This window comes from Caballeronia ptereochthonis (assembly GCF_001545075.1).
In the GTDB taxonomy this organism is placed as follows: Bacteria; Pseudomonadota; Gammaproteobacteria; order Burkholderiales; family Burkholderiaceae; genus Caballeronia; species Caballeronia ptereochthonis.
Map to the genome: position 1 here is coordinate 1 of NZ_FCOB02000035.1, position 20,628 is coordinate 20,628.

Annotated in this window: 18 protein-coding genes; 12 read left to right on the plus strand and 6 right to left on the minus strand. The window is 64.2% G+C overall.

The annotated features are described in order from the left end of the window. The 3 genes from AWB83_RS37005 to AWB83_RS28925 all read left to right on the plus strand — a co-directional run. The coding region (locus AWB83_RS37005; RefSeq protein WP_208636816.1) for a hypothetical protein at positions 1–192 on the plus strand (192 nt) is incomplete at its 5' end. Positions 193–221: 29 nt separating this feature from the next. Beyond that, the gene (locus AWB83_RS28920; protein WP_087049057.1) at positions 222–668 is read left to right on the plus strand and encodes a CHRD domain-containing protein; all 447 of its coding nucleotides are present in this window, start codon (positions 222–224) and stop codon (positions 666–668) included. Positions 669–680: 12 nt separating this feature from the next. Next, positions 681–1,625, plus strand: coding sequence for an alpha/beta hydrolase (locus AWB83_RS28925; protein WP_087049058.1), 945 nt, complete (start codon positions 681–683; stop codon positions 1,623–1,625). Here the strand turns inward: AWB83_RS28925 and AWB83_RS28930 are convergent. Then, positions 1,595–2,443, minus strand: coding sequence for an EcsC family protein (locus AWB83_RS28930; RefSeq protein ID WP_087049059.1), 849 nt, complete (start codon positions 2,441–2,443; stop codon positions 1,595–1,597). The genes AWB83_RS28925 and AWB83_RS28930 overlap by 31 nt on opposite strands. Positions 2,444–2,549: 106 nt before the next feature. On the opposite strand from AWB83_RS28930, the gene AWB83_RS28935 reads away from it, so the two are divergent. Both AWB83_RS28935 and AWB83_RS28940 read left to right on the plus strand, forming a co-directional pair. Further along, a complete protein-coding gene (locus AWB83_RS28935; RefSeq protein ID WP_087049060.1) occupies positions 2,550–4,145 on the plus strand; it encodes an MDR family MFS transporter in 1,596 nt (531 codons plus the stop codon). Positions 4,146–4,162: 17 nt separating this feature from the next. Continuing rightward, the gene (locus tag AWB83_RS28940; RefSeq protein WP_087049061.1) at positions 4,163–4,633 is read left to right on the plus strand and encodes a MarR family winged helix-turn-helix transcriptional regulator; all 471 of its coding nucleotides are present in this window, start codon (positions 4,163–4,165) and stop codon (positions 4,631–4,633) included. On the opposite strand, the gene AWB83_RS28945 is transcribed toward AWB83_RS28940, so the two are convergent. Next, positions 4,630–5,904, minus strand: coding sequence for an amino acid deaminase (locus AWB83_RS28945; RefSeq protein WP_087049062.1), 1,275 nt, complete (start codon positions 5,902–5,904; stop codon positions 4,630–4,632). The two genes, AWB83_RS28940 and AWB83_RS28945, sit on opposite strands and share 4 nt — an antisense overlap. A 146-nt stretch (positions 5,905–6,050) precedes the next feature. On the opposite strand from AWB83_RS28945, the gene AWB83_RS28950 reads away from it, so the two are divergent. Genes AWB83_RS28950 through AWB83_RS28960 form a run of 3 tightly spaced genes read left to right on the plus strand, consistent with a single transcriptional unit; the run spans position 6,051 to position 8,843 of the window. Then, entirely contained in the window at positions 6,051–6,947 is an 897-nt protein-coding gene (locus AWB83_RS28950) for a MurR/RpiR family transcriptional regulator (protein ID WP_087049063.1), read from the plus strand. A gap of 2 nt (positions 6,948–6,949) precedes the next feature. Then, complete coding sequence (locus AWB83_RS28955) at positions 6,950–8,428, plus strand: N-acyl-D-amino-acid deacylase family protein (RefSeq protein WP_087049064.1); 1,479 nt, start codon at positions 6,950–6,952, stop codon at positions 8,426–8,428. Positions 8,429–8,456: 28 nt separating this feature from the next. After that, complete coding sequence (locus AWB83_RS28960) at positions 8,457–8,843, plus strand: RidA family protein (protein ID WP_087049065.1); 387 nt, start codon at positions 8,457–8,459, stop codon at positions 8,841–8,843. Positions 8,844–8,927: 84 nt separating this feature from the next. Here the strand turns inward: AWB83_RS28960 and AWB83_RS28965 are convergent, their stop codons facing one another. From AWB83_RS28965 to ilvA, 4 genes are all read right to left on the minus strand, one after another. Further along, positions 8,928–10,823, minus strand: a complete 1,896-nt coding sequence (locus AWB83_RS28965; protein WP_087049066.1) for a DUF3857 domain-containing transglutaminase family protein — start codon at positions 10,821–10,823, stop codon at positions 8,928–8,930. A gap of 179 nt (positions 10,824–11,002) precedes the next feature. Continuing rightward, a complete protein-coding gene (queF, locus tag AWB83_RS28970; RefSeq protein WP_087049067.1) occupies positions 11,003–11,827 on the minus strand; it encodes an NADPH-dependent 7-cyano-7-deazaguanine reductase QueF in 825 nt (274 codons plus the stop codon). Then, a complete protein-coding gene (locus tag AWB83_RS28975; protein WP_087049068.1) occupies positions 11,824–12,741 on the minus strand; it encodes a 5'-nucleotidase in 918 nt (305 codons plus the stop codon). The genes queF and AWB83_RS28975 overlap by 4 nt, the downstream gene beginning before the upstream one ends. Positions 12,742–12,752: 11 nt before the next feature. Next, positions 12,753–14,276: a threonine ammonia-lyase, biosynthetic gene (ilvA, locus tag AWB83_RS28980; RefSeq protein ID WP_087049115.1), complete on the minus strand. Its 1,524-nt coding sequence runs from the start codon at positions 14,274–14,276 to the stop codon at positions 12,753–12,755. A gap of 523 nt (positions 14,277–14,799) precedes the next feature. Between ilvA and AWB83_RS28985 the strand changes: the two genes are divergently transcribed. The 4 genes from AWB83_RS28985 to ubiE all read left to right on the plus strand — a co-directional run bounded on the left by AWB83_RS28985 (position 14,800) and on the right by ubiE (position 20,609). Continuing rightward, positions 14,800–18,894, plus strand: a complete 4,095-nt coding sequence (locus AWB83_RS28985) for a DUF3683 domain-containing protein (protein WP_087049069.1) — start codon at positions 14,800–14,802, stop codon at positions 18,892–18,894. A 36-nt stretch (positions 18,895–18,930) separates the two neighbouring features. Then, a complete protein-coding gene (locus tag AWB83_RS28990; protein ID WP_087049070.1) occupies positions 18,931–19,365 on the plus strand; it encodes an HIT family protein in 435 nt (144 codons plus the stop codon). A gap of 9 nt (positions 19,366–19,374) precedes the next feature. After that, positions 19,375–19,785, plus strand: a complete 411-nt coding sequence (locus AWB83_RS28995) for a gamma-butyrobetaine hydroxylase family protein (RefSeq protein ID WP_087049071.1) — start codon at positions 19,375–19,377, stop codon at positions 19,783–19,785. Between the two features lie 92 nt (positions 19,786–19,877). Beyond that, positions 19,878–20,609 (plus strand): bifunctional demethylmenaquinone methyltransferase/2-methoxy-6-polyprenyl-1,4-benzoquinol methylase UbiE, encoded by a 732-nt coding sequence (gene ubiE / locus AWB83_RS29000; protein WP_087049072.1) that lies wholly within the window; start codon positions 19,878–19,880, stop codon positions 20,607–20,609. Positions 20,610–20,628 lie beyond the last annotated feature (19 nt).

Sequence of the window (20,628 nt, forward strand, 5' to 3'; positions counted from 1 at the left end):
CGCATCGCTCCAACAGCGCTGCCGCCTAAAAAACAAACCCCACGTTCCGAAAAACATGGGGTTCGTCAGCAGTCTGAGGGCGCCGCAAGGCGCCCTTTTGCACTTGGCCCGCGTCATAAAGGCAAGATGCGGCGGGCACCCGGATGCTCTACCATGACGTTGCGGCCGACGTTCAACAGAATCAATCCGTGAGCGGCCCGGCCCTTTCAAGGAGAGCAGGCATGATCGCGACACGCAGGCCGCACTATCGCTACGCCTCAAGTCTGATTTTCTTTCTGATCGCCTCGAGCACCGCCCTGGCCGACACCGTCGCGCTCAAAGCCAATCTTCAACCCTCGAGCGAAGTCCCGCCGCGCGTGAGCAAGGGCCACGGAATTCTCGACGCGAGCCTCGACACCGACACCAAAGTCCTCACCTGGTCGGCCTCCTACGCCGAGCTATCCGGTCCCGTCACGATGGCGCATTTCCATGGTCCGGCGCCCGTCGGGCAGAACGCGAAGGTGCAAGTGCCGGTCGACAAACATGCGCTCGCGAGCCCGATGAAAGGACAAGCGACACTGACGGATCAACAGGTGACGGACCTCATGACCGGGCAGTGGTACTTCAACATTCACACGCAGGAGAACCCGACCGGGGAGATACGTGGTCAGGTGATGCCGGCCAATTGAGATGCTTCGGCGATGAGCTGGCAAAGCGCCCTGGCATGCTGGGCCGTGCGCAGGCGCATACGGCCCGAGAGCGCCAAGCCTGAGCTGGACGTCGAGCGCGCACGGACCTACGCGTCCCGCCGGGCCTGGCTGCCGGGCGTGCCGCGAGGCTGGCGGCTCGATATCCGCGACGCGGCCGCCGACGCCCCGCTGCGAGGCGAATCGCTCATGCCGCAGGCGTCGCCGCGTGCAATCGTGCTTTACCTTCACGGCGGTGGCTACTACTTCTGTTCGCCGCGCAGTCATCGGGCGATCACGTTCGGTCTTGCCGCCAACGCGCAGGCCGGCGTCTTCTCTCTCGATTACCGGCTCGCGCCCGAGCATCGTTTTCCGGCGGCGCTCGACGACAGCGTCGCCGCATACCGCCGCCTGCTCGCCGATGGCGTTTCAGCGCAGTCCATCGTCATGGCGGGCGACTCGGCCGGTGGCGGCCTCGCGCTGGCGTCGCTTCTCGCGCTGCGCGATGCCGGCGACCCGCTTCCCGCCGCGGCCGTTCTCTTTTCGCCATGGACGGATCTGACATGCAGCGGCGAGTCGATGCGAACCAATGATGGTCGCGACCCGATGTACCACGCGTCGGTGTTTCCGCGCGTGGCCGCGCAGTATCTCGGCGATGCCGTCGCGACGCATCCCTACGCCTCGCCCTTGTTCGGCAATTTCGACGGCTTGCCGCCGTTGTTGATCCAGGCCGGCGACACCGAACTGCTGCTCGACGATTCGACGCGCGTGGCGGCGAAAGCGCGCGCAGCCGGCGTCCGCGTCGAGTTGGAGATATGGCGCGACGTCCCGCACATCTTCCAGATCTGGGCGCCGTTCATGCCCGAGGCGAATCAGGCGCTCGTGCGCGCGGCCGATTTCATCATCGCGGCGACATCGTCACACGAGCCTCATCGTCCGCCCGTGACCTCGATGGTCTGATAAGCCCGTTCGACGGCCGCCGGGCCATAGCGGCGCTCGAGCCTGCGTACGGTGAAGTGCCCATGCGCCATCTGCTGAAAATGGTCGATGAACACCGTGTTGACCATGGCCCCGAGCACCGCGCCGATGGCCGGAATCGACTTCGCGGCGACCTGTTCGCTGACCTGCACCGAGAACCGCGACGCGACGTTCTGCAGAAACTTGAGCAGCGCCGTCGATCCATGGCTGCTCAGGCCTTTCGCGGCGATCTCGTTGGTCGCGCGCGAAACCGACTGCGCGAGCGCGCCGCGCACGATGAAGTAGCCTAGATCGGCATTGTCGTCGCTGGCCTTGGTGCCACCCATGCCGAGCACCATCATGCATTGCAACTGCGTTTCGACGCGATGCACGTCCTCGCCCTCGCTGCGCGCGATGTCGCAGATCGAGCGGAACATCAGCGTCGTGGTGACAGGCAATTCGACCGGCAGCGCAAACAGTCCGAATGCGCCGCCCGCCGCGCCGGTCGTCGCGACCGCCAGCTTGTGCATCAGGTTGTGCGGCTTGTCGGGCGGCGGCGCGAGCAGCGAATCCGACGGCGCGCTCTTGCCGAGCGTGCGCAGCGCGAGCTGAAGACACTTCTTCAGCGCGAGCTGCGTCGCCTCGTCGACTTTGTCCTGCGCGGCGGCGGGCATGCGCGCTAGCAGCTTTTCGATGGGCGCGCCGACGACGCTCGCCAGCTTCATCGTCAGGGACGGGCTTTCGAGCGAATCTTTCGCGCGGGACAAAGCCGCGAAATCTTCGGGCGTGAGCGGCGAGGTGATGATCGGCGTCGGTTCCATGCGATGTTTTCTGCCCGGTAAATGGTGGGTCGTCACGCAGATTAGAGCGTGGCGCCGTGCTATGATTCCATTTCTGTTGACTAGTCAATCATTGCGCTTACAAAAGATGGCCGTTCACACAGCCTCGCACCATTCGAGCGGACAGGTTTTGCCTTTCCGCGAATCGCTCATGGCGATGCTGGGCGTTTCATTCGTTACGATGCTCGTCGCGCTCGATCAAACGGTGGTCGGCACCGCGCTGCCGACGATCGTCGCCGAGCTCAAGGGCTTCGATCTCTACGCCTGGGTCGCGACCTCCTATCTCCTGACTTCCGTCATCACCGTGCCGATTTTCGGTCGGCTCGGCGATTATTACGGCCGCAAGCCGTTCGTGATCGCGTCGATCGTCGTGTTCACGGTCGCGTCCGTGCTCTGCGGCCTCGCCAACAGCATGATGTTTCTGGTGCTCGCGCGCGGGTTGCAGGGCATCGGCGGCGGGATGCTCGTCGGCACTGCGTTCGCGTGCATCGCGGATCTCTTTCCGGACAACATCGTCCGCCTGCGCTGGCAAGTGCTGATGAGCTCCGCGTTCGGCATCGCCAACGCAATCGGGCCGTCGCTCGGCGGGTTTCTCACGCAATACTACGGCTGGCGGTCGGTGTTCTATGTCAATTTGCCGGTGGGCGTCGTTTCGCTCTTTTTCGTATGGCGTTTTCTGCCGCATCTGCGCCATGTCGCCCATGAAGGCAAGATGCGGCTCGACTGGCCTGGCGCCGCGCTGATCGCGATCGCGCTCGGCGCGCTCCAGTTGTTCGTCGAAATGTTGCCGAAGCACGGCTTCAGCACCGAAACCGCCGCACTGCTGGCAATGAGCGCCGCCGCCGCGTTCGGCCTGTGGAAATGGGAGATGCGCTGCGACTACGCAATCCTGCCCGTCGACATGTTCCGGAACAAGGCGCTCGCCGCGCTCTTCACGCTCGCGATTCTCGGCGGCTTCACGATGTTCTCGCTGCTCTTCTACGCGCCGCTGCTGTTCCAGGGCGGCTTCGGCATGTCGCCGAAGGACGCGGGCGTGATGATCACGCCGCTCGTCGTGTTCATCACGATCGGCAGCATCGTGAACGGGCGCATCGTGACGCGTCTCCGGAACGCCAACCTCATGCTCTACGTCGGCTTCGCGTTGCTCGCGGTGTCGTGCCTGGGCGTCGTGGTTGCCACGCACAACATGCCGCGCTCGATCCTGCTGGCGATCATGCTGATCGGCGGCCTCGGACTCGGCTTCGTGATGCCGAATCTCACCGTGTTCGCGCAGCAGACGGCGGGACGCGCGCATCTGGGCATTGCCACCGCGTTGCTGCAATCGCTGCGCATGATCGGCGGCATGATTGGCACCGCGCTCACCGGCACGCTCATCAGCCATCTTTACGCGAGCGGCGTGAATCTCGCGCTGGAAAAGGATCATGCAATGCACTGGGCGGGCGATCTGTCCGATCCGCAGATTCTCATCAACCGCGACGGCCAGCAGGCGCTGCTTTCGCAACTGACGGCCGCGGGCCATAACGGCACGATGCTGCTCGAAGCCGCGCGCGAGGCGCTCGTCGCCGCGATCCATATCGGTCTCGCGCTGGCGGCGCTGGTCGCGGTGCTGTCGCTGTGGCAGTCGCGCCGCGTGCCGCCCGTGCGCTTGAAAGGGCCGCAGGAACCGGTCATCCTCGCCGAATGACTACGGGAAGCGAAAGCATGAATGAACAGGACCGTATCGCCGTCGTGCAGCAGTTCGGACGCACGTATCGCGCGTTCATGTCGGCGTTCGAGGCAGCAGTCGGCCAGCCGATGCCGCGCTGGCGCATCCTGCTCGCGCTGCACGAGCACGCGGGCATGTTGTCGCAGAAGAAGCTGGTCGAGCGCCTCAAGGTGGATCCAGGTGCGCTCACGCGGCAATTGAAGACGCTGGAAGGGCTCGGCTGGATCGTGCGCAGCATCGATGCGCGCGACAACCGCGTGTCGAACGTCGCGTTGACGGCGCAAGGGCGCGCGATTGCCGAGGAAGGCTTGCCGCGGCGCAACGCGTTCCTGCACGACACGATGGCCGCGCTGCCCGACGAGGCCATCGAGGCCCTGTCGAGCGCGCTCCACATGTTCGAGGGACGCATTCAGGAAGTGGCGGCCGCGAATGCCGCTGTCGTGACCGCCGTCGAGGACAAGGCTTAGAAGAACGTCTCGATCACTTCGGTCACGCGATACTTCGGATCGACGACGAGGATCTGACGCCACTTGTCGAACGTGAGGCACGGGTGCGAGATGTCGAACGCGATCATGTCGCCGACCTTTACGTCGTCGCCCGGCTTGATGCGCAGGTAGGCGTGCTGATCCATCAGGCCGAAGATTTCCCAGCCTTCGTCGGGCGATACCTCGCGCGGCGCTTCATTGCCCGGACGATAGTGCTTCGCCGGTTCGGGCATGCCCGCATCGAACGCTGAATCGCGCTTGCCGAGCCCGATGATTGCGCGATCCGGCTCCGGAATCGACTGCACGTACGCCCACAACTGCAGCGCAGGCTTCAAACCCTGGCCCATCTTCTTCGCGATCGGATTGCGCCCGAAGATTTCGTTCTGCGCCTTCTTGTAGATGCCGACGTCGTGCGTCAGATAGCAGCCGGGGCGCAGCACGACTTCGATCGCGTCGCTGTGGGCCTTGGCGAATTCGTCGGCGACCACGTCGTACCACGCCGATCCCGCGCCCGAAAGAATCGCGGGCTTGCGCGTGATCTTCCCTGCGGCAATCAGCTTGCGCGTGATATCCACCGCGCTCTGCAAAAACTCGCGAATCTTCGTTTCGTCCTGCAGCACACCTTCATACAACTCGATGCCCGCGAGCTCGATGGTGCCCGGCCAGCGCGCGATCGCCGCGAGCACGGCCTCGCGCTGCGCATCGTCGCGCACGCCGGTGCGTCCGCCCGGCACGCCGACCTCGATCAGCACGTTCAGCTTCTTGCGCACTTCGCTGAAGAACGCGCCCAGCTGGTCGACGCCGTCGGCTGAATCCACCAGACAGAAGAACTCGAAATTCGGATCGGTCAGCAGCTCGGCGATCATGCCCATGTTGCGTTTGCCGACGAGCTGGTTCGCCATCAGGATGCGATGCACGCCGCCGCGATATGCCGCGCGCACCTGATGCGCGGTCGCGAGCGTGATGCCCCACGCGCCGGTGTCGAGCTGGCGGCGAAAGAGCTGCGGCGCCATGGTCGTCTTGCCGTGCGGGGCGAGCTTCACGCCGTACTCGCCGACGAAGGCCTGCATCCACTTCAGGTTGTGCTCGATGCGATCGGAATAGAGCACGGCAGCGGGCAGGCTCACGTCCTCGTCGAGCAGATTCCATTGCAGGCGCGATGCGTCGCTCAACTGGATGCTCGTGCCCGGCACCATGCCCAGACCCTTGCCGAACGGGTCGATCGTCGCGCCCTGATAGTTTGTAACTTTCATGTGCTACCACTCCATCGTCCGTTTAAATAAACCTTGTGCACGATCCGATACGCATCAAGGTTGACGGTGTTATGTTAACCAAAGTAGCATCCGTGATGGAAATGTTATTTAGTAACATAAGCTTCACGTAAACCCTTGGACCGACCATGAACGGCCCCGCCGATTCGCTCAGCATCGATATCGTCGCACGCATCGCGGAGTGCGCGCCGGAGTTGCGCAGCGCCGAGCGCAAGGTCGCCGCGCTGATTCTCGACGACATCGTGAGCGCGTCGCGTTCGAGCATCGGCTCGCTGGCGGACAAGGCCGAGGTCAGCATCGCGACGGTCACGCGCTTTGCGAAGGCAGTCGGCTGCGAGGACGTACGCGAGCTGAAGCTGCGGCTCGCCCAGGCGGCGGGCGTCGGGCAACGCTTTCTGAAGCGCCGTCCGGACGATGGGGACGCGGTGCCGCATTCGCTCGCCGCGCGCATCTTCGAGGAAGTGCAGGCGACGCTCGCGCAGAACCAGGGCGCGCTCGCCGCCGCGCCGATCGCCGAGGCGGCCGACGCGCTCGCCGCCGCGTCGATGATCTACGTGTTCGGCATGGGCGGCGGCTCGACCGCGCTCGCGGACGAAATGGGCTTCCGGCTCGTGCGGCTGGGGCGGCCGGTCGCGTCGTATCAGGACGGGCTGTTGCAGCGCATGGTGGCGTCGACCTTGTCGAAAGAGCATGTCGTCGTCGCGCTTTCGGTGACGGGGCAGACGCCCGAGATGATCGAAAGCTGCCGGCTCGCGAAACAGTACGGCGCGCGCGTAATCGCGCTGACCGCGCCCGCTTCGCCGCTCGGTGCGCTCGCGGACTGGCTGGTTCCGATCATCGCGATCGAAACGGACTTCATCTACAAGCCATCGTCGTCGCGCTACGCGATGATGATGGCGCTCGATCTGCTCGTCACCGAACTGGCCGTCAAGCAGGCCGATCACAGCCGCGAACTGCTGCGCCGCATGAAGCATGCGCTCGATGCGCATCGCGGCGGCGGCGAGCGTCAACCTTTGGGAGACTGATCATGGAAAAGGCCGACACGCTGATCATCGGTGCGCGGTTGATCGACGGCACGGGCGCGCCCGCCGTCGAACGCGATGTTGCGGTGCGCGACGGGCGCATCGTTGCGATCGAAGCGCCGGGCGGCTTGTCCGGCTGGAGCGCCGACGAAGTGTTCGACGCGCAGGGCAAAGTGCTCGCGCCCGGCTTCATCGACGTCCACACGCACGATGACACGCACGTGATCCGCTCGCCGCAGATGATGCCGAAGATCACGCAGGGCGTGACGACGGTGATCGTGGGCAATTGCGGGATCAGCGCGTCGCCGGTGACGCTGAAGGGCGATCCGCCCGATCCGATGAACCTGCTCGGCGATGCCGCCGCATTCAGGTATCCGACCTTCGCCGCGTATGTCGACGCGGTAAACGCGGCGCGTCCTTCGGTGAATGTCGGCGCGCTGATCGGCCATACGGCGCTACGAAACAACCAGATGGATCGCCTGGACCGCGCCGCCAGTGCCGACGAAGTCGCAGCGATGCGCGCGCAGCTCGAAGAGGCGCTCGACAACGGCGCGCTCGGTTTGTCGAGCGGGCTCGCCTATGGCTCGGCGTTCAACGCGCCGCCCGAGGAAGTGCAGGCGCTCGCCGAGCCGCTCGCCAAGGCGGGCGCGCTCTACACGACGCACATGCGCACCGAGTTCGACGCCATTCTCGACGCGATGGACGAGGCGTATCGCGTCGGCCGCCATGCGCGCGTGCCAGTGGTGATTTCGCATCTGAAGTGCGCGGGGCCGTCGAACTGGGGGCGCAGCACGGAAGTGCTCAAGTCGCTGGAAACGACGCGTGACGGTCAGCCGGTCGGCTGCGACTGCTATCCGTACAACCGCAGCTCGTCGACGCTCGACCTGAAGCAGGTGACGGGCGATATTGACATCACGATCACGTGGTCGACGCCGCATCCGGAAATGGCGGGCAAGCTGATCCGCGAAGTCGCCGACGAATGGAAGGTCAGCCAGCAGGAAGCGGCGCAGCGCCTGCAGCCGGCGGGCGCGGTGTATCACAACATGTCGGAAGACGACGTGCGGCGCATTCTTTCGCATCCCGCGACGATGGTCGGCTCGGACGGCTTGCCGAACGATCCGCTGCCGCATCCGCGCCTGTGGGGCGCGTTTCCGCGCGTGCTCGGCCACTATGCGCGCGACACGGCGCTGATCCCGCTCGAGGAAGCGGTGCGCAAGATGACGAGCCTGTCGGCGCGGCGTTTCAGTATCACCGAGCGCGGTGAAGTAAAAGTGGGTTTTCACGCGGATCTGGTCGTATTCGATCCCGAACGCGTGCGCGATGCCGCGACGTTCGCCAAGCCCGAGCAGGCGGCGGACGGCATCGACGCGGTGTGGGTGAATGGCGTTTTGACGTATCGCGAGCAGGCCGTGACCGGCGCGCGCGCGGGACGTTTCGTGGCGCGCGGCGCGGCATCGAAGCTCGATGCGCAGGGCGCGTTCTGAATTCTCGTTAATTGAAAGGAGTTGGACGATGAAGCGTTATGGCGTGGAAGGTGGCAAGGGACAGGGCGGCGCGCACATGCCGTTCGCACGCGCGGTCGAGGCCGATGGCTGGCTGTTCGTGTCGGGCCAGACGCCGATGGAGGACGGCGAGGTGATCAACGGCGGGATCGTCGAGCAATCGCACAAGGCGATTCAGAACGTGCTCGCGATCTTGAAGGAAGCCGGCTACGGCACGGAGCATGTCGTGCGCTGCGGCGTGTGGCTGGACGATCCGCGCGACTTCGCGTCGTTCAACAAGGTGTTCAAGGAGTATTTCGGCGCGAATCCGCCGGCGCGCGCGTGCGTCGTGTCGTCGATGGTGGTCGACTGCAAGGTCGAGGTGGATTGCGTGGCTTACAAGAAGCCGGCGGCCTGAGCCTGTTCGAAAGGGCTGCGCTGAAGATGACCGGCGCGGCCCATGAAACGCGCGGCGCGGCGGCGCGCCGCGCGCTTTCGATGCTCAGCTCTTCTCGGGCTGCACGTTGAACCGCAAGCCGTTCACGCAATCTCTCGCCTGCGCGGCCATTTTCTGGAATTCAGCGCTGACGATGTCGTCATGCGGCACCCACGCGACCTTGCGCGTCAAGCCGTAACGGTATCGATATCCGCCGGATGCCGGTTTTCCGTCCAGATCGAGGTCGAACCAGCGGCTGCGGATCGAGCAATTGCGTGCTTGCCCGTCGATGTTCCTCGCAATCAAGGTCATGTCCGCGGAGATGCTTTCCGGGGCGCCGAGATGGATATCGGTGAGCTGACCATTGCGCTTGTAGCGCGCGAAGAAGTTCCAGAGCGTGGCGAGATTGGGCCGGGCGAATTCGAATTTTCCGGCGTTCCTGTCGAGCGCGCGCAAATCCGTGATGTGCGCCTTGACCGTGTACTGCTCCGGAACGAGAAAGCCCGTCGCGCGGCGCTCCACGTTGCACTGGCCGGGTTCCGTCGCAATGAGGCTGCAGATGGCCCGGTCGCTGCTGCTCTTGCCCTCGTTGCGATCGGAGATGGACAGATCCATGAGCATGTGCCCGCCCAGCGCGAGCGTGCCGTCGATGCTCCCTTTCTCGCCGTCCGCAAAGCGTTGCCTGAGCTTCGCATCGACGGCCGCGCGAGGCGTTTCGAGAGGAATCGAATCCTGCCGTACGCGACCGTCGGCGCCAAGCACCCATGCCCACCGATCCTGAACGTCCGGCATGACCATTCCTGGCGCGAACACCGGGTTGGTCGGGTCGAGCCACCAGACGGCGCCATCGACCTCGGCCCGCACGATCGCGTGGTCGACCGCGTAGATGGTCGGCGCGAGCGCTGCGGGGGCGAAAGCACCGCGCCGGACCCAGACGGGTTCCGCCTTCACACCGGCTGCGCGCAACATGGCGGTGAGCAGGGTCGAGAGGTCTTTGCAATCGCCATAGCCGTGGCGCTCGATCTCGGCGAGCGAAAACGGCACCAAGCCGCGCTCGCTCGCACGCCAGTCGCTCAGATAGCGGAAGTTCTCGTTCAGATACCGCATCAGGGCGACCACGCGTTGATGCGGCGCGAGTCCTCTGGCTTTCGCCGCGGCGGCGGAAGCGCGCGCCGGAAGCGGCGCGGCGAGAATGTCGTTGTAGCGTTTCGCGAACGCGCCGACGTTGTCTTGCAGATCGAGCGAGCTGCCCAGCACGATGCGCGGATAACGGCGGATGTCGCCGGAGTCGGGTTCGTCGACATAGTTCACGAAGCGCGGCGACTTCAGATCGAGCGTGAGTGTCCTTGCGTCTGCGGACGAGGCGATCGTGAATTCACCCATCCTGTCCGCGCGATATCGAATCGGCCGGTCAGCGCGAAACGTCGCGTGAAAGCGGTCGTAGCGCAGGGATGAGGGTGGAAAATCATAGATATAGCTGAAGTGCGTCGCCGACGGTACCGCTGCGAATCGTCGACGCACGACATAAATGATCGACGAGCCGACGCGCAAGTTCGGGAACGCCAGAGAGGTTTGCTTGTCGCGCAAAAAGCCCTGATCGGGATTGGGCGCCGTGCGCGTGTCGATCTGCGACTTGTCGAGCGCAATGGGTTTCTGGTTCGGCTGAACGAGCTCGGCGCGTTCGATCCTGACCACGTCGTTTTCCGGATAGTTGATGTCGATGCGCGAGAGCGCCTCGCGTCCTGTATCGGACAGGACCGTATAACGGTAGGTGTCGAGGCATTCCGTGCCGCCGTCCTTGTCGAAGCGGCAGTCGGCATTCCGCTCGAGCGCGAGCGGGGCTTCCGATACGGGTTGGAGCGCGGCGAAAACGCTCGTGGCGATGAGGCCGAGGCCGGCGGCCGCCGCGCGGCACGTGACGCTGAAGCCGAGCCTGCCGCGAGGGCGTGTTGACGAGTACATGCGAGATTCCTGGGTAAAGCACCTGACTGGGTGAACGAGCGAACGTATCTCGTTTCCAGGGAATCGCGCTGTCAAATTTGGTGACTTCGGTCGCGGCGTCGCCGGTGCCGACGTTCGCTCCGGAGCGGTGCCGACCGCCATCGCCAGCGATCGAGGCGCGACGACGCGCGCCTGAGGTCTTACTGCCGCGCCAGCCGCGCGTTATCCGGCATCGGCAGATTGAAATTCGTGCGGAACGGATTGATATCCAGCCCGCCGCGCCGCGTATAGCGCGCATACACGGCGAGCCGTTCCGGCTTGCACTCCCGCATGATGTCCATGAAGATGCGCTCGACGCATTGCTCGTGGAACCCGGTATGTCCGCGATACGACACGATATACCGCAACAACCCCGCGTGATCGATCTGCCCGCCGTAGTAGCGGATCTGCACGCTGCCCCAATCCGGCTGACCCGTCACCGGGCAGTTCGACTTCAACAGATTCGAAAACAGCGTCTCGTCGACGGGCGCTTCATCGTGCGTCGCGCTCAATAGCGACGGCTCCGGCGAAAAAACCTCGCAATCGAGATCGAGCCGATCGAGCGACAAACCGTCGAATTCCTCCATCGTCAGCTTGCCGAAATCGGCGGGCGCCGCGAGCTGCACCGACACATTCGCGCCGCACGTGGCGGAGACATCGCGCTTGATCGCGGCGCGCACATCGTCGATCGAATCGAACTGCGTCTGCGCGAACGAGCCGAGATACAGCTTGAACGACTTCGACTCCACGATGTTCGGCGAATCCGCCGGCACGAAGAACGTCGCGACCGCGATCTGCGGCTTGCCGCGCCGGTTCAGCCACGAAAGCTCATACGCGTTCCAGATATCCGTGCCGAAGAACGGCAGGCGCCCGGGCACGCCGATCGCATCGCGCGCGCGCTTGCGGTCGATCGGAAACAGCAACGACGCGTCGTACTGTTCGGTGTAGTGGACGGGCTTGCCGAGCGGAGATTGATCGGGTGTCATGATGCGTTCGCAATGCCGCTGAGAACGTGCCCCGTCGCCGTGACGACACGAGCCGATTCGCAGTGGCGAATTTGATCGTCGAAGAAAAAATCGGGCTCGAACTCGCGCAGGAATTCGCCCTTGTCGAGTCCGCCCAGGAACATCGCTTCGTCGATTTCGATGTTCCAGGCCATCAGCGTCCGGATCGCGCGTTCGTGCGCGGGAGCGGAGCGCGCCGTGACGAGCGCGGTGCGGATGTGCATCGGCGACGGCGTCGCGTCGTTTTCGTCGGCGATGCGTTGCAGCTGGTTCAGCGCCGCGAGCAGCGGCTTCAGCGGCCCGCCCGGCAACGGCGAATCCTTCTTGTCGGTCTCGTGACCGACGAAGGCCGACAGGCCATCGCTCTGAAACACGCGCTCGGCTTCGTCGGAGAAAAGCACGGCGTCGCCGTCGAACGCGATGCGGATCTCGTCCGAATACCGGCTCGCGGCGCGCGGCGTTTCGGGCAGCACGCGCGCGGCGGGAAAACCGGCGGCGAGCGCGGCGCGCACGTCGTCCGGATTCGCGGACAGAAATAGCGACGCGCGCAGCGGTTTCAAGTACGCAAAGGGCGAGCGGCCGCGCGTGAAGACGCCGCGCTCGATCGCGAGACCATGCTCACGGCACGAATGAAACGCGCGCAGGCCGCTGATCGGATCGCTGCGCGACAGGATCACCACCTCGACGCGCTGCTCGTCCGCGTTCAGCGCGAGCAGCTTGCGGATCAGGCCGAACGCGACGCCCGGCTTCGCGGGCTGGTCCAGCCGCGAGCGTTGCAACGCTTCGTAGCGCGCGAGATCGCCCGTCTCGAAGACGCGGTTTTCTTCCTCGAAATCGAAGAGCGCGCGCGATGAAATCGCGACCACGAGCTTGTCTTCGAGCGTGAACTTCGGCATTGCGTCGGCCTTTACGCGAGGAACAGCTTGTAGACCGGGTTCGCGCCTTCGTCCCACCACGGATAGCCGAGCGTCGCGAGGAAGCGCTCGAACTCCGCGTTGTCCGACTGCGGCACCTGAATGCCGACGAGAATCGAGCTGTAGTCCGCGCCCTGGTTGCGGTAGTGGAACAGGCTGATGTTCCATTCCGGCGCCATCGACGAGAGGAACTTCATCAGCGCGCCCGGGCGCTCCGGGAATTCGAAGCGCAGCAGGCGCTCGTCCTTCGCGAGCGGCGAACGGCCGCCGACCATATAGCGGATGTGCTGTTTCGAGAGCTCGTCGTGCGAAAGGTCGACGGTCGCAAAGCCGTGCTCGATGAACGACGACATCATCTGCGCGGTTTCCTTGCGCGACTTGATTTGCACGCCGACGAAGATATGCGCGGCCTTCTCGTCCGCGATGCGGTAGTTGAACTCGGTCACGCTGCGCGTGCCGACGAGCTCGCAAAAGCGCCTGAAACTGCCGCGCTCCTCGGGAATCGTCACGGCGAACACGGCTTCGCGCGCCTCGCCGACCTCCGCGCGCTCCGCGACGAAGCGCATGCGGTCGAAATTCATGTTCGCGCCCGAGGTCACGGCGACGAGCGTCTTGCCTTCGATGCCCTCGCGTTCCGCATACAGCTTCGCCCCCGCGACCGCGAGCGAGCCTGCTGGTTCGAGCACGGAGCGGGTGTCCTGGAAGACATCCTTGATCGCGGCGCAGAGCGCGTCGGTATCGACGGTGACGACTTCGTCGAGCAGTTCGCGGCACAGCCGGAATGTTTCCTCGCCGACGAGCTTCACCGCCGTGCCGTCCGAGAACAGGCCGACTTCGCTCAACGTGACGCGCTCGCCCGCCTCGATCGATTGCGCCATCGCGCAGGAATCCTCGGTCTGCACGCCGATCACCTTGATCTCCGGGCGCACCGCCTTGATGTACGCCGCCACGCCCGCCGCGAGCCCGCCGCCGCCGATCGGCACGAAGATCGCGTGAATCGGGCCCTGATGCTGGCGCAGGATTTCCATCGCGATGGTGCCCTGTCCGGCGATTACGTCGGGATCGTCGAACGGATGCACGAAGGTCAGGCCGCGTTCTTCCTGAAGCTGCACGGCGCGCGCGTAGGCGTCGCTGTACGACTCGCCCGCGAGCACCACTTCCACCGTCGGGCCGCCGTGCGCGCGGATCGCGTCGATCTTCACCTGCGGCGTCGTGGTCGGCACCGCGATCACCGCGCGGCAGCCGAGTCGCGCCGCCGACAGCGCCACGCCCTGCGCATGATTGCCCGCCGACGCCGTGATCACGCCGCGCGCGAGCACGTCCGCCGGCAGTTGCGCCATCTTGTTGTAGGCGCCCCGAATCTTGAACGAGAACACCGGCTGGTTGTCCTCGCGCTTGAGAAACACGGAATTGCGCAGGCGCGCCGACAGGCTGCGCGCGGGTTCGAGCTCGCTTTCCCGCGCGACGTCGTACACACGCGCGGTCAGCACTTTTTTCAGGTAGTCGGGATGTGTCATGCCAGGAATCGTCACGCGGCAAGGTGCGCGCGGGTTTTTTAAGGGCGAAAGCATCAATGATAGCGCCAACCACGCCTCTTTCCGGCACTCGATGCGTTTCTACCGTCCGGACGGTCGTGCAAAAAAGCGTCGAAAATGACATCAACGCGTCGCGAATACGCACGCAAAAGCCCCTTCTGCCTGCTAGCTGCCGCAAACGCGCGTGACCACGATGGGTTAGAATTTCCTTTTACGAATCAGCAATCAGGATCGGCAGATGCACCGGCAGCTTCGGATCGATTTTCTGGCGCATGTCCCCCGCGCGTCGCACGCGGCGGCTGAGCGGCATGCGCGTCACGCGCGATCGTGGCGTTGATCCCGGGCACATCGAAGGCGCCGTGGCGAGTTTCGTCCAATTGCCGTTTCCGGGCGACCCGGCGGCCTTCGCAATAGAAAAGTCTCATTCGAAAATCTGCGCCCCCATGCGCATCGTCGGCGTTTCCGCTTTTCATCGCGCGCCCGCCGGCACACCGAACCGTCGAACATGAACGCACCTCAAGCCTTCGATCCGAACGGCGCCCATGCCGCCTTAGCGCTCGATGTCGAGCCCCGTCTGCGCGAAATTCCCTATAACTACACGTCGTTTTCCGATCGTGAAATCGTCATGCGGCTCCTGGGCGACGAAGCCTGGGCCGTGCTGGACGAACTGCGCAACGAGCGCCGCACCGGCCGCTCGGCGCGCATGCTGTACGAAGTGCTCGGCGATATCTGGGTCGTGCGCCGCAATCCGTATCTGCAGGACGACCTGCTCGACAACCCGAAGCGCCGCGCGCTGCTCGTCGAGGCGCTCAATCACCGGCTCGCCGAGATCGAGAAGCGCCGCAGCGCCGATCTCTCCGCGCACAGCGACGAAGCCGGCAGCCGCGAGCGCGCCGAGCGCGTGCAATTGCTGATCGCGGCGGCGCGCCGCGCCGTCGACGATTTCGCCGCCGAGTTCGGCAACATGGCCGACTTGCGCCGCCGTGCGTCGCGCGTGCTGGGCAAGCAGACGCAGAAGGACAACATCAAGTTCGACGGCCTCTCGCGCGTCTCGCACGTGACGGACGCGACCGACTGGCGCGTCGAATATCCGTTCGTCGTGCTGACGCCAGATAGCGAAGCGGAAATCGCCGGCCTCATCAAGGCGTGCTTCGAACTCGGGCTCACCGTGATTCCGCGCGGCGGCGGCACCGGCTACACGGGCGGCGCGATCCCGCTCACGCCGTTCTCGGCCGTCATCAACACGGAGAAGCTGGAGCAACTCGGTCCGGTCGAAATGACCGATCTGCCGGGCGTCGATCACAAGGTCGCGACGATTTTCTCGGGCGCGGGCGTGGTCACGCGGCGCGTCACGGAAGCGGCGGAGCAGGCGGGATTCGTGTTCGCCGTCGATCCGACTTCGCTGGACGCTTCCTGCGTCGGCGGCAATGTCGCGATGAACGCCGGCGGCAAGAAAGCAGTGTTGTGGGGCACGGCGCTCGACAACCTCGCCTGGTGGCGCATGGTCGATCCGGAAGGCAACTGGCTCGAAGTCACGCGCCTGGATCACAACTGCGGCAAGATTCACGACGTCGAAGTGGCGCGTTTCCGGCTCGACTGGTTCGACGGCACTCGCGCGCCGGGCGAAAAGCTGCTGCGCACGGAGAACCTCGACATCACCGGCCGCACGTTCCGCAAGGAAGGGCTCGGCAAGGACGTCACCGACAAGTTCCTCGCCGGTCTCCCCGGCGTGCAGAAAGAAGGCTGCGACGGGCTCATCACGTCGGCGCGCTGGATTCTGCACAAGATGCCCGCGCACACGCGCACCGTCTGCCTCGAATTCTTCGGCCAGGCGCGCGACGCGATTCCGAGCATCGTCGAGATCAAGGACTATTTGTTCGAAACGTCGAAGCAGGGCGGCGCGATCCTCGCCGGCCTGGAGCATCTCGACGAGCGCTATCTGCGCGCGGTCGGCTACGCGACCAAGAGCAAGCGCAACGCATTCCCGAAGATGGTTCTGATCGGCGATATCGTCGGCAATGACGCCGATGCCGTCGCCGCCGCGACCTCCGAAGTCGTGCGCATGGCGAACGGCAAGAGCGGCGAAGGCTTCGTCGCGGTGAACGCCGAGGCGCGCAAGCGCTTCTGGCTCGACCGCTCGCGCACGGCCGCGATCGCGAAGCACACCAACGCGTTCAAGATCAACGAAGACGTCGTGATTCCGCTCAATCGCATGGGCGAGTACACGGACGGCATCGAGCGCATCAACATCGAGCTTTCGATCAAGAACAAGCTGCAGCTCGTCGATGCGCTCGAAGCGTTCTTCCGCACCGGCAAGCTGCCGCTCGGCAAGACCGACGACGCGAACGAAATCCCCAGCGCCGAGTTGCTCGAAGACCGCGTGCAGCAGGCGCTCGATCTCTTGAAGCGCGTACGCGAGCGCTGGACCTTCGTCGGCGACAAGCTCGACATGCCCTTGCGCGAGGCCCAGCACTATCTCGTCAATCTCGGCTACGAAGCGCTCGCGGAGAAGTTCGCGGATCGCGTGGACGTGCAGCCGGACGCCACGATCTTCCACGTAGCTCAAGACCGCACGGTGCGCGTCTCGTGGAAGCAGGAGATTCGCGCGGAGCTGCGCCAGATCTTCAACGGCGGCGAATTCAAGCCGATCCTCGACGAAGCGCAAGCCATCCACAAGCAGGTGCTGCGCGGCCGCGTGTTCGTGGCGCTGCACATGCACGCGGGCGACGGCAACGTGCACACCAACATCCCGGTCAACTCCGACAATTACGCGATGCTGCAGGACGCGCATCACGCGGTGGCGCGCATCATGAAGCTCGCGCGTTCGCTCGATGGCGTGATCTCGGGCGAGCACGGCATCGGCATCACGAAGCTCGAGTTCCTGACCGAAGAAGAAATCGGCGATTTCCGCGCCTACAAGCAGCGCGTCGATCCGCACGGGCGCTTCAACAAGGGCAAGCTGTTCGAAGGCGCGGACCTGCGCAACGCGTACACGCCGTCATTCGGGCTGATGGGATACGAGTCGATCATCATGCAGCAGTCGGACATCGGCGCGATCTCCGATTCCATCAAGGACTGTCTGCGCTGCGGCAAGTGCAAGCCGGTCTGCGCGACGCACGTGCCGCGCGCGAACCTGCTCTACAGCCCGCGCAACAAGATTCTCGCCACTTCTCTGCTCGTCGAGGCGTTCCTGTACGAAGAGCAGACGCGACGCGGCGTGTCGATCAAGCATTGGGACGAATTCAACGATGTCGCCGATCACTGCACGGTCTGCCACAAGTGCGTGACGCCGTGCCCGGTGAAGATCGACTTCGGCGACGTGTCGATGAACATGCGCAACCTGCTGCGCAAGATGGGCAAGAAGAAGTTCAACGCGGGCAACGCGGCGGGCATGTTCTTCCTGAACGCGACGAATCCGCAGACGATCAACCTCGCGCGCACCGCGATGATGGGTTTCGGCTACAAGGCGCAGCGCTTCGGCAACGATGTGCTGAAAAAATTCGCCAAGAAGCAGACAGCCAGACCGCCCGCGACGGTCGGCAAGCCGCCGGTGGTCACGCAGGTGATCCACTTCGTCAACAAGAAGATGCCGGGCAATCTGCCGAAGAAGACCGCGCGCGCGTTGCTGGATATCGAAGACGACAAGATCGTCCCGATCATCCGCAATCCGAAGACGACCACCGTCGATTCGGAAGCCGTGTTCTATTTCCCGGGCTGCGGCTCCGAGCGCCTGTTCTCGCAGGTCGGTCTCGCGACGCAAGCCATGTTGTGGGAAGCGGGCGTGCAGACCGTGCTGCCGCCGGGCTATCTGTGCTGCGGCTATCCGCAGCGCGGCTCGGGCCAGTACGACAAGGCCGAGCAGATCGTCACGGACAATCGCGTGCTGTTCCATCGCGTGGCCAATACGCTGAACTATCTCGATATCAAGACCGTGGTCGTGTCGTGCGGCACCTGCTACGACCAGCTCGCGGGCTACGAATTCGAGAAGATCTTCCCGGGCTGCCGGATCATCGACATTCACGAGTTCCTGCTCGAGAAGAACATCAAGCTCGAAGGCGTGAAGGGCACGCGCTACATGTACCACGACCCGTGTCACTCGCCGATCAAGACGATGGACCCGGTCAAGCTCGTCAACGAACTGATGGGTTCGCAGAACGACGGCTACAAGATCGAGAAGAACGATCGCTGCTGCGGCGAATCGGGCACGCTCGCGGTGACGCGTCCGGACATCTCCACGCAAGTGCGCTTTCGCAAGGAGGAGGAGATCCGCAAGGGCGCGGCCAAGCTGCGCGGCATTCCGCTCGTCGCCGAAGCGGGCGCGAACGCCATCAACATCGCGAACGCGTCGGCGGGCGCGGCGGGCGCGCAGCCCGGCTCCGTGCTCAAGGCCGGCGACGGTCCGCAGCCGAACGGCGCGGACGTGAAAATCCTCACCAGCTGCCCGTCCTGCCTGCAGGGTCTCTCGCGCTACAACGAGGACGCCAACATCGAGGCGGACTATATCGTGGTGGAAATCGCGCGCAAGGTGCTCGGCGAGAACTGGATGGAGCAGTACGTCGAACGCGCGAACAATGGCGGTATCGAGCGCGTGCTGGTGTAATAGCGAAATCGAGGCTTGATTCGCTAGAGGTACGAGATGGACTGTGTGTTTTGCCGTGAAGACGGCGGTGAAGTGCTGTGGTCGGACGACGCGTTGCGCGTCGTCCTCGCCGACGAGCCCGACTGGCCGGGCCTGTGCCGTGTGATATGGGGCGCGCACGTCGCCGAAATGTCCGATTTGTCGGACGGCGCCCGCGCGCGGGTGATGACCGCCGTCAACGGGGTCGAGCGCGCGATGCGCCGCGTGCTCGTGCCGGAGAAGATCAATCTGGCGAGCCTCGGCAATCAGGTGCCGCACGTCCACTGGCACATCATTCCGCGCTTTTCCAACGATTCCCGCTTCCCTCTGCCGATTTGGGCGCCGCGCCAGCGCACGGTCTCCGAGACGCAGCTTTCGAAGCGCCGCGCGCAGGCGACGCTTCTGCGCGAGCAAGTGCGCAACGAGCTGAACCAGGCGTTCGGCCATCAATAAGGCAAGACCATGAGCGGACTCACTTCAACGACGCCGATTCCCACCGGCGTCGTCGTACATTCGAAATCCCGCGTGCTGGAGCTGCAATACGGCGACGGGTCGTATCGCGTGCCGTTCGAGCTGCTGCGCGTGTATTCGCCGTCGGCGGAAGTGCAGGGCCACGGGCCAGGACAGGAAACGCTGCAGACCGGCAAGCGCGACGTGACGATCATCGGCATCGATCCGGTCGGGCATTACGCGCTGCAACTCAATTTTTCGGACGGCCACAATACCGGCATCTATTCCTGGGACATCCTCTACGACCTGGCGACGCGCCAGGACGAACTGTGGCGGGACTATCTGGCGAAACTGGCGGCCGCGGGCGTCGACCGCGACACGCCGATGGCCGCCAGACCAGCCGGTGGCGGGCATTGCCACTGAGGCCACCGAACAATATCGATGCGGCATAACGCCGCACAGCCGGCGCGGCGATTGCGCAGCATAGAACGAACAACAGGCGAGGAAAGAGCGCGATGAGCAAGACCCACTTCGGATACGAAACGGTCGACGAGCAGGACAAGGCGAAGAAAGTGGCGGGCGTGTTCCATTCCGTCGCGAGCAACTACGACTTGATGAACGACCTGATGTCCGGTGGACTGCATCGGATCTGGAAGCATTTCACGATCGGGCAGGCGAAGGTGCGGCCAGGCTACAAGGTGCTGGATATCGCGGGCGGCACGGGCGATCTGGCGATGGCGTTCGCGAAGCAGGCGGGCGAAACCGGCGAAGTCTGGCACACCGATATCAACGAATCGATGCTGCGCGTCGGCCGCGACCGGCTGATCGACAAGGGCGTGCTCACGCCCGCGCTGCTGTGCGACGCAGAGAAGATCCCGTTTCCCGACAATTATTTCAATGTGGTTACGGTTGCATTCGGTCTTCGTAATATGACGCACAAGGATCGTGCGCTCACGGAGATGACCCGCGTGCTCAAGCCGGGCGGCAAACTGCTGGTGCTGGAATTCTCGAAAGTGTGGGAACCGCTTAAAAAGCCGTACGATATCTACAGTTTCAAGATTTTGCCGTGGCTTGGCGAAAAAGTGGCCAAAGATGCGGACAGCTATCGGTACTTGGCCGAGTCCATCCGCATGCACCCGGACCAGGAAACTTTAAAAACAATGATGGAACAAGCAGGCCTGGATCGAGTCGAATATTACAATTTGTCAGGTGGCGTGGTAGCGTTACACGTCGGGACCAAATTCTAGTGTTCCACTCTTCAAAGGA

Coding starts and splice junctions, on each gene's coding strand:
- AWB83_RS28920 (WP_087049057.1), top strand. CDS start 222: ATGATCGCGACACGCAGGCCGCACTATCGCTACGCCTCAAGTCTGATT.
- AWB83_RS28925 (WP_087049058.1), top strand. CDS start 681: ATGAGCTGGCAAAGCGCCCTGGCATGCTGGGCCGTGCGCAGGCGCATA.
- AWB83_RS28930 (WP_087049059.1), bottom strand. CDS start 2,443: ATGGAACCGACGCCGATCATCACCTCGCCGCTCACGCCCGAAGATTTC.
- AWB83_RS28935 (WP_087049060.1), top strand. CDS start 2,550: ATGGCCGTTCACACAGCCTCGCACCATTCGAGCGGACAGGTTTTGCCT.
- AWB83_RS28940 (WP_087049061.1), top strand. CDS start 4,163: ATGAATGAACAGGACCGTATCGCCGTCGTGCAGCAGTTCGGACGCACG.
- AWB83_RS28945 (WP_087049062.1), bottom strand. CDS start 5,904: ATGAAAGTTACAAACTATCAGGGCGCGACGATCGACCCGTTCGGCAAG.
- AWB83_RS28950 (WP_087049063.1), top strand. CDS start 6,051: ATGAACGGCCCCGCCGATTCGCTCAGCATCGATATCGTCGCACGCATC.
- AWB83_RS28955 (WP_087049064.1), top strand. CDS start 6,950: ATGGAAAAGGCCGACACGCTGATCATCGGTGCGCGGTTGATCGACGGC.
- AWB83_RS28960 (WP_087049065.1), top strand. CDS start 8,457: ATGAAGCGTTATGGCGTGGAAGGTGGCAAGGGACAGGGCGGCGCGCAC.
- AWB83_RS28965 (WP_087049066.1), bottom strand. CDS start 10,823: ATGTACTCGTCAACACGCCCTCGCGGCAGGCTCGGCTTCAGCGTCACG.
- queF (WP_087049067.1), bottom strand. CDS start 11,827: ATGACACCCGATCAATCTCCGCTCGGCAAGCCCGTCCACTACACCGAA.
- AWB83_RS28975 (WP_087049068.1), bottom strand. CDS start 12,741: ATGCCGAAGTTCACGCTCGAAGACAAGCTCGTGGTCGCGATTTCATCG.
- ilvA (WP_087049115.1), bottom strand. CDS start 14,276: ATGACACATCCCGACTACCTGAAAAAAGTGCTGACCGCGCGTGTGTAC.
- AWB83_RS28985 (WP_087049069.1), top strand. CDS start 14,800: ATGAACGCACCTCAAGCCTTCGATCCGAACGGCGCCCATGCCGCCTTA.
- AWB83_RS28990 (WP_087049070.1), top strand. CDS start 18,931: ATGGACTGTGTGTTTTGCCGTGAAGACGGCGGTGAAGTGCTGTGGTCG.
- AWB83_RS28995 (WP_087049071.1), top strand. CDS start 19,375: ATGAGCGGACTCACTTCAACGACGCCGATTCCCACCGGCGTCGTCGTA.
- ubiE (WP_087049072.1), top strand. CDS start 19,878: ATGAGCAAGACCCACTTCGGATACGAAACGGTCGACGAGCAGGACAAG.